11 protein-coding genes, 1 pseudogene and 1 CRISPR repeat array are annotated in these 14,105 nt (G+C 45.1%); of the genes and pseudogenes, 8 read left to right on the forward strand and 4 right to left on the reverse strand.

The window, feature by feature from the left end; translation table 11 throughout:
• From RLO19_RS30035 to RLO19_RS30050, 4 genes and pseudogenes are all read left to right on the forward strand, one after another.
• A pseudogene (locus RLO19_RS30035) lies at positions 1 to 126 on the forward strand (RNA-guided endonuclease InsQ/TnpB family protein); the annotation flags it as partial.
• 92 nt (positions 127 to 218) lie between these two features.
• The gene (locus tag RLO19_RS30040; RefSeq protein ID WP_446361305.1) at positions 219 to 1,709 is read left to right on the forward strand and encodes a TldD/PmbA family protein; all 1,491 of its coding nucleotides are present in this window, start codon (positions 219 to 221) and stop codon (positions 1,707 to 1,709) included.
• A 359-nt stretch (positions 1,710 to 2,068) separates the two neighbouring features.
• Positions 2,069 to 2,509, forward strand: a complete 441-nt coding sequence (locus RLO19_RS30045) for a hypothetical protein (protein ID WP_446361307.1) — start codon at positions 2,069 to 2,071, stop codon at positions 2,507 to 2,509.
• 18 nt (positions 2,510 to 2,527) lie between these two features.
• Positions 2,528 to 2,893, forward strand: a complete 366-nt coding sequence (locus RLO19_RS30050; RefSeq protein ID WP_446361309.1) for a hypothetical protein — start codon at positions 2,528 to 2,530, stop codon at positions 2,891 to 2,893.
• A gap of 237 nt (positions 2,894 to 3,130) precedes the next feature.
• On the opposite strand, the gene RLO19_RS30055 is transcribed toward RLO19_RS30050, so the two are convergent.
• Complete coding sequence (locus RLO19_RS30055; protein WP_446361310.1) at positions 3,131 to 3,778, reverse strand: FkbM family methyltransferase; 648 nt, start codon at positions 3,776 to 3,778, stop codon at positions 3,131 to 3,133.
• A gap of 809 nt (positions 3,779 to 4,587) precedes the next feature.
• A CRISPR array of direct repeats spans positions 4,588 to 4,987; the repeat unit is 36 nt; unit sequence GTTTCCATCCCCTTTCGGGGAAGTGTGTTTGTAAAC.
• 687 nt (positions 4,988 to 5,674) lie between these two features.
• On the opposite strand from RLO19_RS30055, the gene gltB reads away from it, so the two are divergent.
• From gltB to RLO19_RS30075, 4 genes are all read left to right on the forward strand, one after another.
• Complete coding sequence (gene gltB / locus RLO19_RS30060; RefSeq protein WP_446361312.1) at positions 5,675 to 10,264, forward strand: glutamate synthase large subunit; 4,590 nt, start codon at positions 5,675 to 5,677, stop codon at positions 10,262 to 10,264.
• Between the two features lie 57 nt (positions 10,265 to 10,321).
• On the forward strand, positions 10,322 to 11,242 hold the full coding sequence (locus RLO19_RS30065; RefSeq protein WP_446361314.1) for a HipA-like protein: 921 nt from the start codon (positions 10,322 to 10,324) through the stop codon (positions 11,240 to 11,242).
• Positions 11,239 to 12,021 carry an HIRAN domain-containing protein gene (locus RLO19_RS30070; protein WP_446361316.1) on the forward strand — a complete coding sequence of 261 codons (783 nt, stop codon included), beginning with the start codon at positions 11,239 to 11,241 and terminating at the stop codon, positions 12,019 to 12,021. The genes RLO19_RS30065 and RLO19_RS30070 overlap by 4 nt, the downstream gene beginning before the upstream one ends.
• Positions 12,022 to 12,133: 112 nt before the next feature.
• Positions 12,134 to 12,697, forward strand: coding sequence for a Uma2 family endonuclease (locus RLO19_RS30075; RefSeq protein WP_446361318.1), 564 nt, complete (start codon positions 12,134 to 12,136; stop codon positions 12,695 to 12,697).
• Here RLO19_RS30075 and RLO19_RS30080 read toward each other — a convergent pair.
• The 3 genes from RLO19_RS30080 to RLO19_RS30090 form a co-directional block, all read right to left on the reverse strand.
• Positions 12,680 to 13,105 (reverse strand): serine/threonine protein kinase, encoded by a 426-nt coding sequence (locus RLO19_RS30080; RefSeq protein WP_446361320.1) that lies wholly within the window; start codon positions 13,103 to 13,105, stop codon positions 12,680 to 12,682. The two genes, RLO19_RS30075 and RLO19_RS30080, sit on opposite strands and share 18 nt — an antisense overlap.
• Before the next feature lie 284 nt (positions 13,106 to 13,389).
• Positions 13,390 to 13,587 carry a hypothetical protein gene (locus tag RLO19_RS30085; protein ID WP_446361322.1) on the reverse strand — a complete coding sequence of 66 codons (198 nt, stop codon included), beginning with the start codon at positions 13,585 to 13,587 and terminating at the stop codon, positions 13,390 to 13,392.
• Complete coding sequence (locus tag RLO19_RS30090; RefSeq protein ID WP_446361324.1) at positions 13,559 to 13,819, reverse strand: hypothetical protein; 261 nt, start codon at positions 13,817 to 13,819, stop codon at positions 13,559 to 13,561. Before RLO19_RS30090 ends, RLO19_RS30085 begins: the two co-directional genes overlap by 29 nt.
• Positions 13,820 to 14,105 lie beyond the last annotated feature (286 nt).

Genomic DNA, 14,105 nt, shown 5'->3' on the forward strand with positions numbered 1-14,105 from the left:
AGAGATGTAGCCGCAGCACAAGTAGTCTGTATAAGAGGACTTGCAGCCGTGGGATACACGGTCAAGATGCTTTCTGAGGGTAAATTCACTGGAATCCCTGTGACGGAAGAATCCCCGCTCTTATAGGGCGGGGAGTATCAAACTATCTTTAATAACCTTTGCTCAATCTGTAAAAGCCCCGAAGGAACACGTTCTGACACAATTATCACCAACTGACTATGGTACAAGCACTCACCCCAATCACCACAGCAACTGATCTGGCTCAACTGGCGATTGACTTAATTCGTCAAGCTGGCTGTGAATACGGCGATGTCCGATTTTGCACGTACCGCCATCAAAATCTTTTTGCCCGCGATCGCTCCCTGAGTCAACTCTGTGATAATGTTAGTGCTGGCTTTGGTGTGCGGGTGTTATTGGATGGGGCGTGGGGTTTTGCAGCGAGCCCCTATAAAACGCCAGCAGAGGTGGAACGCCTGGTGACTTTAGCGGTGGAAATCGCGAAGGGGAGTCGCCTGTCTCAGCAGACACGGGTGCAACTTGTTCCTGTCGCCGCCTATCAGGATACCTACATCACCCCGATGGAAATTGACCCCTTTAGTATCCCGATTACTGAAAAAGCCGATTTGCTGTTGCAGATTAATGATCAACTACTGGGTTATGGCGAACGGGGGATTAAAAAGGCGTATTCTTATTTACAATTTACTAAGGAAGATAAGACCTTTGCTTCGACTGAAGGTTCGCTGATTCACCAAACGCTGTATCGAACCTATCCTGGATTTGGCTGTAGTGCGATCGCGAATGGAGATGCTCAAAATCGCAGCTATGAACGCCCGCCGATGAATAAGGGATATGAGCATGTTATCCGAGCGGATTTACTTTCTCAAGTGGAACGAGTAGCCGAAGAAGCCATTGAAAAGGTTCACGCGCCGAAAAGTCCCTCTGGTATTCGCACCACGTTGATTCTGAAACCAACAAACCTGTGGTTAACGATTCATGAATCCGTCGGACATCCCACGGAATTAGATCGAGTATACGGCTATGAAGCCAACTTTGCTGGCACCAGTTTCGCGACAACTGATAAATTAGGTAAACTCCAGTATGCTGCACCCTGGGTTAATTTCAAAGCCGATCGCATCCAACCCGGTGGACGCAGTACCATGGGGTATGATGATGAGGGCGTACCATCACAAGAGTGGTACGTTGTCAAGGATGGAATTTTAGTTGATTATCTCACCGATCGCGAAACCGCCTATCGATTAGGGCGAGGCAGTAGTAATGGTAGCGCCTTTGCCGATAGTTGGTCAAGTGTACCGATGGTACGCATTCCTAATTTAGGCTTAGAACCGGGAGTTGAGGGGGGAAGTCATACGGCGACATTAGCCGAAATGATTGCCGATACCGAAGATGGTATTTTAATTGATGGCATTGGCAGTTTTTCTATTGATCAGCAACGGCGTAATTTTCAGTTTGGTGGCGATGCATTTTGGAAGGTGGAAAAAGGGAAAGTAGTGGGAATGTTAAAGGATGTCACCTATCATTCTATGACCACAGACTTTTGGAATAGTGTAGACGCGATCGGATCTGCATCTGAATGGCAACAATGTGGGACAAATTTATGTGGTAAAGGTGAACCCATGCAAATCGCCCAAATGACTCATGCTTGTGTCCCCGTGCGGGTGCGAAATATCCACATCGGCGGCGCAACTTAATCCGTCTGTAGGGGCGGGTTTTACGACTATCATTTCCTTTGCCCCCAAATGCAACTAAACCCGCCCCAATCAAATTTTGAGGATAGTGTTTGTCGTAAAGGCTTTAGCCTTTAATACGAACCCAAGCGCAATTGAATAAAGGGCGGGTTTTGTTCCTCAGTTATCAGTAACCCTCCCAATTGAATCCCTAAACCCGCCCCTACGATAGAACTATCCGCCGCAACCCACCTATAGTCAGGCAGAAAATGCCTTAAAATGGAGCCAAGCCTGATAATTAAACTGTGGAGTGGTTGCGAAAAATTAGTGCTACTTATTTCCAGTTAGCACAACCGACTTTTTGTTCATTTTAAGCCGCCCCAATGGAAAGACAATCGGATGAAGACAAACTGATCGGCATATTACAACAGCACAGGAACCTTAAACGTTGGGTCATCGCTCAATTAACTACTCATAATATCCCCTGTCAGGAAACTTATGGTAACGATGAGAAAGGCGATATCAAGATTTTCAATTCAGCCGATACATTCAAGGTTCAACAAGTCATTAGAGACATTCATCAACAATTTAATCAGGATGACTCTATTTCACCCACAGCAACTGCTAACTCAACCCTTAATCCTCATCTAGAAATCAAAACCCAATATCTTTATGGCAAGGAAGTGGAAATAATTATTAACCAAGGAACCGTAATTGGAGTTATCAGTGCTAATAAAATTTCCCAACCCAGTCGGCATAAATTGCACCAAGCAGGTATTGCTTTTGCCGAAAATATACCCAAATCAGTATTTACCAATTCCTAATCTAAGAGAGGAAAACTTATGTTAAGCATTAATTTCTATGGAGAAAACGGAGAATCCCCGAAAAGCATTCGGGTGGGGGAAGATTTTTATCAGTGGTTAGCCTATTCAGATTTTGCTCAAGTCGGGCGTTCCCAACTTAGGACAATTTGTATTGATGGAGAAGAAATAGAACTCCCACTGCTCCCCTTAACCAGCACCACAAGAAGTATGTTGATTGCCCTTTTTAATGAAATGGTTTTGACAGAAACAGCCGCTATGTTAACCGACTTAGAAAAAACGGTTTCTCAAGAACTATTAGAGCCAAGAACTTATCGGCTAAAAAAGCTTTTGGAGTTGTTGAATTGCTGTAAAAACAGCGGTTTAGCTTACTTGCAGAGAGAATAATGAGGGCTGGCTACATAACCCGGAAACTTTTTCGTAGTAAAGGATGCGAGCCTTTAAACGTTTCAACGAAGCCAATCACCCTTGAATAAACTATCCACCGCAACCTACAAAAATTAACGGAGTCTGTAGGGTCTGGACTTTGGACAAAATGCTTGCAGACACTACATCTAGGGTAAAAATTCAGAAAGGTTACACTATATGCAGTGTAAAAATCCTATTTGTCCAAAGTCCAATAATCTATTTACCCCTGCCAGCCTTGGCATCTACTTGAATATAGGAATTATGGACAAAAAGAGCATCTGTCCAACTTGCTAAATTATTCTGATAGTTAAATTTGTAGAAATTAACTAACAAAAAATCTCGCTCTGTTAGAAAGTTATATATTTTGCCAAATGAAGGAAGATTCTTATACATATCAGAAAAAATTACCTCAAAATATATGAGTCCAATTTTTTGGGCTTTGATTGTATTTTCCGCACCCTGAAATACTTCTAGTTCAAAACCCTGTGTATCTGATTTTAGAATATCTATTTTTTCAATATTTTTTTCATGGCAAAATTGATCAATTGTTTTCACTTCAACTAATGTTTCTTTGATTATTTTTCCCCACCCATACTCGCTAATAGGTAGGAAGGAACTCATGTCTGAATAAGAGTTCTCTAAGAAATTCATTGATCCAGAAGATGATCCAAGCGCGTAGTTCCACAAATGTATACTCTCAAGTTTATTTACTTGCTGTTTTAGCGTTTCAAAAGTTCTAGGACTCGGCTCAAAAGAATGAATTGTGCTGCTTGGAAATATCCTTCGAAATTTCCGGATGGACTGACCTACATTTGCACCAACATCAAAGATCACCGGATGATCATTGTGTGTAAATTTATCCATATCAGTTAGGGGGTCTATCCCAATGTGATTACTAACATGGCTCACTCGGGAAATGTTATAGCCCAACTTATTTACGATATGTTTTATGACTCGTTTCATCGGGGTTAATTATCCTCCTAACTCCTTGTATTTTAACAGCACATCACGGGATGTTTGTAAATGTTAAATAGTCGGACAAAAGTTTTGGGTAATGTATAATGTATAAGGTTTTGTAAATATTACCTTAATGCTTGTAATAGAACAACTTGGCTTATTTTTACATTTGTTAACACAGAGCCGTTTATTTATGTCCGACCACTTACAGTTTATCACAGCTAAATTCCTTGCAGATCAAAACAGGTAAGGATGTTTCACTTTTGTTGCACGGGAGAGGGGAGCAAGAGAATCCGGTGCGCCCCTACGGATGGATATTCATAGAATCTGGAATAATTATTGGGTCTTCCGTAGTTGGTGTGCTAAATCGTTAGTTTGAGTTGCTAAAATATTGGACAGCAATAGCTTTAGCCATTTATTCCCGAATTTCAAGTTGTTTTGAGGGGCTTAGGCGCTACAGTCTTTATAGTGATTGCTTTTGAGATATTAAGACTGATAATTTAGCACACTAAGTACGGAAGACCCGTATTCGCTGCGATCGCCTATCACAAAATGAGTAAATTTCAGTTATTTGATGCCGTTAATTTAACCTTTTAGCGGCGGTTTGGGATAATAGTACGTCTGTAGGGGCGCAAGGCTTGCGCCCTTGATTCAATCAATTGGCGATCGCACTCCCGTTGAAAGAGTTTGAGCAGAGGGGTTTCCTGTCATTAATGGTTTCCATCCCCTTTCGGGGAAGTGGGTTTGTAAACCGTTTCAATCTCTTTAGTTGCAAGTTTAATTCTTCTGTCGTTTCCATCCCCTTTCGGGGAAGTGTGTTTGTAAACGATAAAAAGTATCAAAATATTGTAGGACTACATATGTTTCCATCCCCTTTCGGGGAAGTGTGTTTGTAAACTTCCGCAGTTCCTGCGGACAACTATAAGATCGGGAAAGTTTCCATCCCCTTTCGGGGAAGTGTGTTTGTAAACGAGATCGAGGATTAGGTAACCCTTGGGTTTCTTTCCGTTTCCATCCCCTTTCGGGGAAGTGTGTTTGTAAACTCATATTACACCAAAAGATGTAGTAGTACTCTCTTTCGTTTCCATCCCCTTTCGGGGAAGTGTGTTTGTAAACAGTTCGCTGAGGAAACCTTACGGAGACTGGGTTTCAGCCGCCGAATCGACGCATCTGAAAAAACCCTAACCCATCTTGCCCAAAACTGAGGAAAGCACACGCTTCAAACCCTTTCCCTGTCAGGCATCGACGCATCTCAACGAAAAACATAGGGTTTCAGCCATTAGGGGAGATGCGTCGATTAGGCTAATTTACACTGTTTCACTATGTAATTTTCTAGGTTCTGCCGTTAATCAAATAACTATACTACCCTTTTGATAATTCATCAAGCCTCACCTAGGCAGTTGCCCGATCGCATAAGGCTCTCCCCTTTTAACCGTATTCAGTATCAGACTATACTGTTTTTTTGAAGCATTTTCCCACAAAACTCAACCCTCAACTAAATTCAAGCCAAATTTCCCGAATGTTATCGTTTTGTTAAAGTGTGGCTTGTACTTCTGGTGGAGTTGGTTTATCTTAATCCAACAAGCTGGTGGTGTCGCGGCGGGGATACCCTCGATTAAACAAAGAAGGCTCCAAGGCAGAAGGTATAATAAAGAAACGCTTGTACAGTAAACTGTTGCACCTTTTTCCACAGGATACTTATTTCCGCCACATTGCACTAGACAGCTTCCCAGCCTCTACACTGAAAAACGGGCGCAAGCCTTGCGCCCCTACAACCCTCGTCATTTTTGGGTCATTTTTAAGATGAAAAGTAACCAACTGCCAAAAAAACAAGGCTTATACGATCCACAGTTTGAACACGACGCCTGTGGTGTCGGATTCGTCGTGCAGATGAAGGGGAATAAGTCCCACGATATCGTGGAACAAGGACTAACCATTCTGGCAAACCTGGAACATCGCGGCGCGTGCGGTTGTGAAGCCAACACCGGAGATGGCGCAGGGATTTTAATCCAAATCCCAGATCAGTTTATGCGGAAAGTCGCCGCCGCCCTTGACATTACCCTACCAGAAGCCGGTCAATATGGGGTGGGTGCGATTTTTACCTCCCCTGATCCGATGATTCGCCAGCAGAGTCGGCAGATTTTTGAGAAAATCGCCACAGAAGAAGGTCAAACGGTTCTGGGTTGGCGGGATGTCCCCGTGGATGACTCCCCCCTGGGAAGTATCGCCAAACTGGGTGAACCGTTTATGCAACAGGTTTTCATCCAGCGTTCCCCCAATCTGGCTGATGATCTATCCTTTGAACGGAAACTCTATGTGATCCTCAAACGGACAGAAACAGAAATTCGTAACTCAGAGGTTGACCCCTGCTGGTATGTCGCTAGCCTCTCCTGTCGTACCCTAGTGTACAAAGGAATGCTCACACCCATACAGGTGGGACAATATTATCCCGAACTCCATGATCCCGATCTTAAAAGCGCCTTAGCCTTAGTGCATTCCCGGTTTAGCACCAACACCTTCCCCAGTTGGGAACGCGCCCATCCCTATCGCTATATCGCCCATAATGGGGAAATTAATACCTTACGGGGTAATATTAACTGGATGCACGCCCGACAGTCGCTGTTTAAGTCCAAACTGTTTGGCGATGACTTAGAGAAAGTTCAGCCGGTTATTGATTTAGAGGGAAGTGACTCGGCGATATTCGACAACGCCCTAGAAATGTTAGTCCTTTCTGGGCGTTCATTACCCCATGCGGTAATGATGATGATCCCAGAACCTTGGACGAATCATGAATCCATGAGTCAGGAGAAAAAGGCATTCTACAAATATCACTCCTGTATGATGGAACCCTGGGATGGTCCTGCTTCCATCGCCTTTACTGATGGTACGACGATTGGGGCAGTTCTAGATCGCAACGGATTGCGTCCATCCCGCTATTATGTGACCAAGGATGATCGGGTAATTATGGCATCCGAAGCCGGTGTCTTACCCGTAGAACCCGAAGACGTGGCGTTTAAAGGGCGCTTGCAACCGGGGAGGATGTTCTTGGTAAATATGGAAGAGGGGCGGATTATTGCCGATGAGGAATTGAAACAGGCAATTATTAGCGAACATCCCTATCAAGACTGGATTGACGAATACATGCTGGAACTGGCACAGTTAAAAGATGCGCCAGAAGTTGCCCAACCCGAACCAGACACCCTGATTCAGCGGCAAATGGCGTTCGGCTACACCTTCGAGGAATTGCGGATGCTACTGGCGCCCATGGCACAGAATGGGGTGGAAGCTGTGGGTTCCATGGGTTCAGATACCCCCTTGGCGGTGCTATCGGATCGCCCGAAATTACTGTACGATTATTTCCAGCAACTGTTTGCCCAGGTAACCAATCCCCCCATCGATTCGATTCGGGAAGAAATTATCACCTCGGCGGAAACCACGATTGGTTCAGAACGCAATTTACTCGAACCCGAACCCAAAAGTTGTCACTTAATTGAACTGAAAACGCCGATTCTGAGTAATGAGGAATTGGCGAAACTCAAATATGTGTCCGAAGGGGAGTTTAAATCCGTTACCCTACCGATTCTATTTGACCCGAAAGCTGGGGTGAAGGGATTGGAAACGGCGATGGATGAGATTTTCGCGAAAGCGGATAGTGCGATCGCAGATGGAACGACTATAATTATCCTCAGCGATCGCGGCATTGACAAAGACCATGCACCAATCCCCGCCTTACTTGCAGTTGCAGGTTTACATCACCACCTCATCCGCAAAAAAACTCGCACCAAAGTAGGGTTAGTCTTAGAATCGGGAGAACCCCGCGAAGTTCATCATCATGCGCTTCTCGTCGGTTATGGTTGCGGCGGGATTAATCCCTATCTGATGTTTGAAACCATTGATGATATGATTCGCCAGGGCTTGCTGGAAAATATTGATCCCAAGACGGCGTACAAAAACTATATCAAAGCCGCAACTAAGGGTGTAATTAAAGTCGCCTCCAAGATTGGGATTTCCACCATCCAAAGTTATCGCGGTGCCCAAATCTTTGAAACCATTGGACTCAAACAAGCCCTCGTTGATCAATACTTTACCTGGACAGCAACTCGGATTGAAGGGGCGGATTTGGACGTAATTGCCCAAGAAGCAATTATACGTCATCGCCACGCCTTCCCAGACCGAGAAGTGAATGGTCATACTCTAGATGCAGGGGGCGAATATCAGTGGCGTAAAGACGGTGAAGCACACCTATTTAGTCCCCAAACTATCCACGCCCTGCAAAGTGCCGTGCGTCAAGGGAGTTATGACCTGTATAAAGAATACGCTGCCCTAATTAACGAACAGAGCCAGAAACATTTTACCCTACGCGGACTCCTGCAATTCAAGAAACGCGACCCAATTCCTTTAGAGGAAGTGGAACCCGTTGAGGCGATTACCCGACGGTTTAAAACTGGGGCGATGAGTTACGGTTCTATTTCCAAAGAAGCACATGAATCCCTAGCCATAGCCATGAACCGGATTGGCGGTAAATCCAATACCGGGGAAGGGGGAGAAGATCCCGAACGCTATACCTGGACAAATGAACGGGGGGATTCTAAGAATAGCGGGATTAAACAAGTCGCATCGGGGCGGTTTGGGGTGAATAGTTTGTATCTGTCTCAAGCCAAGGAACTGCAAATTAAGATGGCGCAAGGGGCGAAGCCGGGAGAAGGGGGACAGTTACCGGGTCGTAAGGTTTATCCTTGGATTGCTAAGGTACGCAACTCTACCCCTGGAGTGGGCTTAATTTCGCCACCGCCGCACCACGATATCTACTCGATTGAAGACTTAGCCGAGTTAATTCATGACCTGAAAAATGCTAACCGTGACGCCCGGATTAATGTGAAACTGGTGTCTGAGGTGGGTGTGGGCACCATCGCGGCGGGGGTGGCAAAAGCCCATGCTGATGTGGTACTAATTTCCGGATTTGATGGGGGAACCGGTGCATCCCCCCAAACCTCGATTAAACACGCCGGATTACCTTGGGAATTGGGGGTAGCGGAGACGCATCAAACTCTGGTATTAAATAATCTGCGATCGCGGATTGTGGTGGAAACCGATGGTCAAATGAAGACGGGGCGCGATGTGGCAATTGCGGCGCTATTAGGGGCAGAGGAATTTGGCTTCTCTACGGCACCTCTAGTGACCCTGGGCTGCATTATGATGCGGGTTTGTCAAAAAAACACCTGTCCGGCGGGAATAGCCACTCAAGACCCCCAGCTACGCCAGAGTTTCATTGGCAATCCGGACCATACGGTAAACTTCATGACCTTTGTCGCCCAAGAAGTGCGAGAAATCATGGCACAGTTGGGATTCCGCACGCTGAATGAAATGGTAGGGCGTGTGGATGTTTTGGAAGCGAAGCCTGCGGTGGATCATTGGAAGGCGAAGGGATTGGATTTATCCCAGATTCTCTATCAACCGGATGTGGGACCTGACATTGGGCGTTACTGTCAGATTCCCCAGGATCATGGGTTGGATAAGTCCCTGGATATGAGGGTTCTGCTAGATTTATGTAAAGGCGCGATCGCAACGGGTGAAAAGGTAACGGCTACCCTACCGATTCAGAATACTAATCGGGCGGTTGGCACGATTTTAGGCAATGAAATCACCAAGCGCCATTGGCAGGGGTTACCGGAGGATACCATCCATCTGCATTTCCAAGGAAGTGCGGGTCAAAGTTTTGGTGCCTTTGTACCCAAGGGTGTCACCTTAGAACTAGAAGGAGATGCTAATGACTACTTTGGCAAAGGGTTATCTGGGGGTAAATTAATCCTCTATCCCCCCGCCCGTTCCACCTTTGTTCCCCGTGAGAATATCATTATCGGTAATGTCGCCCTCTATGGCGCAACGGCTGGTGAGGTTTATATTCGGGGAATGGCAGGTGAACGGTTCTGTGTTCGTAACTCAGGGGTTAATGCGGTAGTTGAAGCCGTGGGTGATCATGGGTGCGAATATATGACGGGGGGTAAAGTGGTGGTTCTCGGTTCAACCGGGCGCAATTTTGCCGCTGGAATGAGTGGTGGTGTCGCCTATGTGTTGGATGAGAAGGGTGATTTTGCCACCCGTTGTAATACCCAGATGTCCGACTTGGAGAAACTGGAAGATGCAGGGGAAATTGAGATCATTCACCAAATGATTGCCAAACACGTCGAGTACACCAAGAGTCAATTGGGATTAACTATTTTGGCGAATTGGACAGAAATGGTGCCGAAGTTTGTCAAGGTGATACCGAAGGATTACAAGCGGGTATTGGCTTGTTTGAATAAAGCCGAGGAAGCCGGATTAAGTGGCGATGATGCGCTGACGGCTGCGTTTGAAGAAAACGCCCGCGATTTAGCCCGAATTGGCGGTAGCTAGGATTGGTAGGGGCACGGCATTGCGGTGCCCCTACATTATGTGGTGTATCTCTGATTCATGAGCGATGAATTCCCAATCTTACTGGTTACGCAAGAAGCGTATGAAGCCTCCTCAAATGAAACGTTAGGGAGTAAATATAAATTTTGGTTCTACCACGAAGAATTTGGTCGTTGTCTTTATAAACAAAGCAGACCTAACCTGGGGGAAGATTGGGCAGAAAAAGTCGGCTCAGAATTATGCAAACTCTTGGGACTTCCCCATGCGGTTTACGAATTGGCTTCCACTTGGAAAGGCGATCGCGGTGTCGTTTCACCTAACTTTTTACCGCCGTCGGGGACGCTGGTTCATGGTAACGAACTGCTTTCCTCAATTGTGCCGAACTATCCGGCGTTTGAGACGTATGGTATATCACAACATACAATAGATAGAGTATTGAGGGTGATTGCCAGGGAATCTGTCCATTTACCAATTGATTGGACACCGTCCTCTGGTATCCAAACAGCAGTAGATGTGTTTGTTGGTTATCTGCTGCTAGATGCGTGGATTGGCAATGGCGATCGTCACCATGAAAACTGGGGAATTGTTCGCATGAAAACAGCATCAGCTTCCGCTGAAACTGAACACCTAGCACCAACCTATGACCATGCTTCCAGTTTAGGACGCGATCTCTCTGACGAGCAAAGGCAGAAACGCTCAGTTCAGGCTTATGCCAATAAATGTTTTTCGGCGTTTTATGGCAGTGTTGATGATAGAAAAACGCTTAAAACCTTTGATGTGTTCTCACTCGTGGCTCATCGCTATCCCCAAGCGGCTTCTGTGTGGTTGGCGCGGCTGGAAACGATCCAAAAGGCTAATACTTTAGCCATCTTTAATCGCATTAACCGATCGCGCATTTCTCCCGAAGCCATCAACTTTGCTCAGGAGATTCTGGAGATCAATAAACATCGGCTACTTACCTTGAGGAAAACACGACCTTGAAGACACCAAAAACACTATTTTTAGCTTGGCAAGATCCGATTAGTCGCTATTGGTTCTCGATTGGTCGGTTAACCTTTGATGGAAGACTTTATCAATTTGTTTATACTCAAGGGGTAAAAGAGGCGGAAGCCAAATGTGCGTTTAATCCTTTGTCTTCGTTTCCGTACTTAGATAAAGTTTATACATCAACTGAATTATTCCCCGTCTTTGCGAATCGGTTAATGTCGCGATCGCGTCCAGATTATTCTAGTTTTATGGAATGGTTAAATATTCCTAACGATGAACATGACCCCATGACAATTTTAGCTCGCAGTGGTGGGGAACGAGAAACCGATACACTCGCCGTTTTTCCTTGTCCGGAAATTGATGAACAAGGACAGTATCATTTATATTTTTTCTCCCATGGGCTGCGACATTTGCCAAGCTGTGCAATTGAGCGGATTGATCAGTTTGAATCGGGTAAAAAATTATGGTTAGCTCACGAATTTCAAAATTCTTACGATGCTCAAGCTTTAATTTTAACGACAGAAGATCACTACATTGTCGGTTATTTCCCCAGATATTTGCTGGCAGAAATGTTTGAGTTAATTCGACACAAGTTAAACCTAGAGGTACAGGTAGAACGTGTGAATAAACCTCCAAAACCACTTCAGTTTCGGTTATTGTGTAAAATGACTGTTCAGGCGAGCCATGATTATCATCCTTTCTCCAGTCGTCACTATCAACCCCTGATAGCAGAATTGGCGCGATCGCGTCCTCATTCCCAGCTAAACTGTTAGATGGGTTAATCATTTTGCCTGATACCCAATCCAGACTAATCTATCGTGATTGGGGCAAGACTGATCCAATAATTTTATTTTTATTTTTATAACCTATTGGAGATTTCCCTAAATGGTACAAACACCATCCCCAACGCTTACCCTAGCCGAATTTCTCCAACAACCCGAAACCCAACCAGCCAGAGAATATATTGACGGCAAAATTTTGCAGAAGCCAATGCCGAAAACTCGCCATTCTCGACTTCAGAGTAAGTTGATTCAATCAATTAATAATGGTAGCGAAGCCGAACAACTTGCTTATGCTTTTCCTGAATTGCGTTGCACCTTTGGCGGACGGTCAATTGTTGCCGATATAGCGGTTCTGCGGTGGGAACATATTCAGTTTGATGAACAGGGCGAACCGCTTGATGATGTGTTTATTCCGCCAGATTGGATGATTGAAATTCTCTCGCCTAACCAAAGTTCTAATCAGGTTACGGGTAATATTTTGCACGCGCTCAAGTATGGGTGTCAATTAGGATGGCTACTTGACCCAAATGACCGTTCAATTTTAGTGTTTCTGCCTCAACAACAACCGGAGTTACGGAATAATTGTGATGTGTTAATCGGATTAGAAGGCATTCCATTAACGTTAACCGTTGAGCAAGTCTTTGGTTGGCTAAAAATAAAAAAATAGTATTTTTATGAGTGTTTGCGCTTCCCCAATCTGCTGGATATAGCCTAATGCTTCAGCTTCCGATAAAGGATTGCGATTTCTCACCCTTTGCCATAAATCTTCCCCCTGGATATATTCCATGGCAATACAGGGGAGTGATTGTTCATGGAAGACATTTTCAATCTGGACAATATGGGGGTGTCTACACACGGCTAATCGGGTAGCTTCCCTCTCAAAATCTCGCTGGTATTTATCGCGAAAATCGATAAAGTCGGGATTCGTCATTACCTCGTCTTTCAATGTTTTGATGACGAGGGGGTTGCCTTTTGTGTCTTCGGCTAGGTAGGTGATACCAAAGCCACCTTGACCGAGTTTTCGTTCAATGATGTAGCGATGACCGTGTAATTTCTGTCCCTTAACCCAAACCATTGATGATTTTTGCGATAATCCTGTCTTGATTGTGCCACAATCGGTGGATGGAATCAGGATCAGAACTTACGCACAAACGCCATTTATGGTAGGGGCACGGCAGTGCCGTGCCCCTACAGGTAGCGTCTATGCCGTCAAGAAAGCGTAAGTCCTAAGGATGAAACGAGATTGAAGATAGAAGAGGGCGGGTTTAGTCCAGTTATCGGTTGATGCTGAAACGTTATCGGTAAAACCCGCCCCTACCACCGGAATTGTAGACGTGCCATGTCACGTCGGGAACATTGTTAGGCGTGCTGTTGTGTTTTTGGCTGAATCTGTTGTGACGTTGGCGTAATTTCAGGTGTAGGTTCTGGCGGTGGTGCTGAGGGCGGCTTGAGGGCTAAAAACCCAGCAATCATACTCAAAACTCCAGCAATTGTGCCAATAATCGTTAGCCACATCATCAAATCCCAATTACGCCAAGGTTGGAGAATTTGAGGCACAACCCCCAATAAATCCAACCATTCCTGCATTGTTTGGGGACGTTCTTCCGGGGCTAACGCCATCCCTCGGAGAATCGCCTGATTCGTGCGATCGCGTGCTTTGGGGATTCACTTCTTGAGGTGGCTTTAATTTAGCCCTTGCCAAACTGCGATCGCGGACACTGGGCGGTTTTTCTCCGCTTAATAATTGATACAATGTGGCGGCTAAAGAATACACATCAGTATAAGCCATTGCCGATTATCAATGGATAATTAATAATTGATAATTGACAATTGATTAATTGGGTCTAAGACCTCTTCGTTTACGAAGAAATTAAAAAAGATTTTCCTTAATTTCAATCCTATTCTTTTAAGGAGAGGTCATTATCCATTGTTCATTATCCATTGTCAATTTGTGAACTCAAATACTGTCTTGATTGTCGCATAAGTCATACGTCATACTCACTCCCTTTTAACTGCAACTTGGTATCAGTCGTGACGGCGTAATCCTTCCCTGATTGGTACTGAAATCACAAAAC

Origin of the sequence: Coleofasciculus sp. G2-EDA-02 (assembly GCF_040226375.1) — a bacterium.
Classification (GTDB): domain Bacteria; phylum Cyanobacteriota; class Cyanobacteriia; order Cyanobacteriales; family Coleofasciculaceae; genus Coleofasciculus.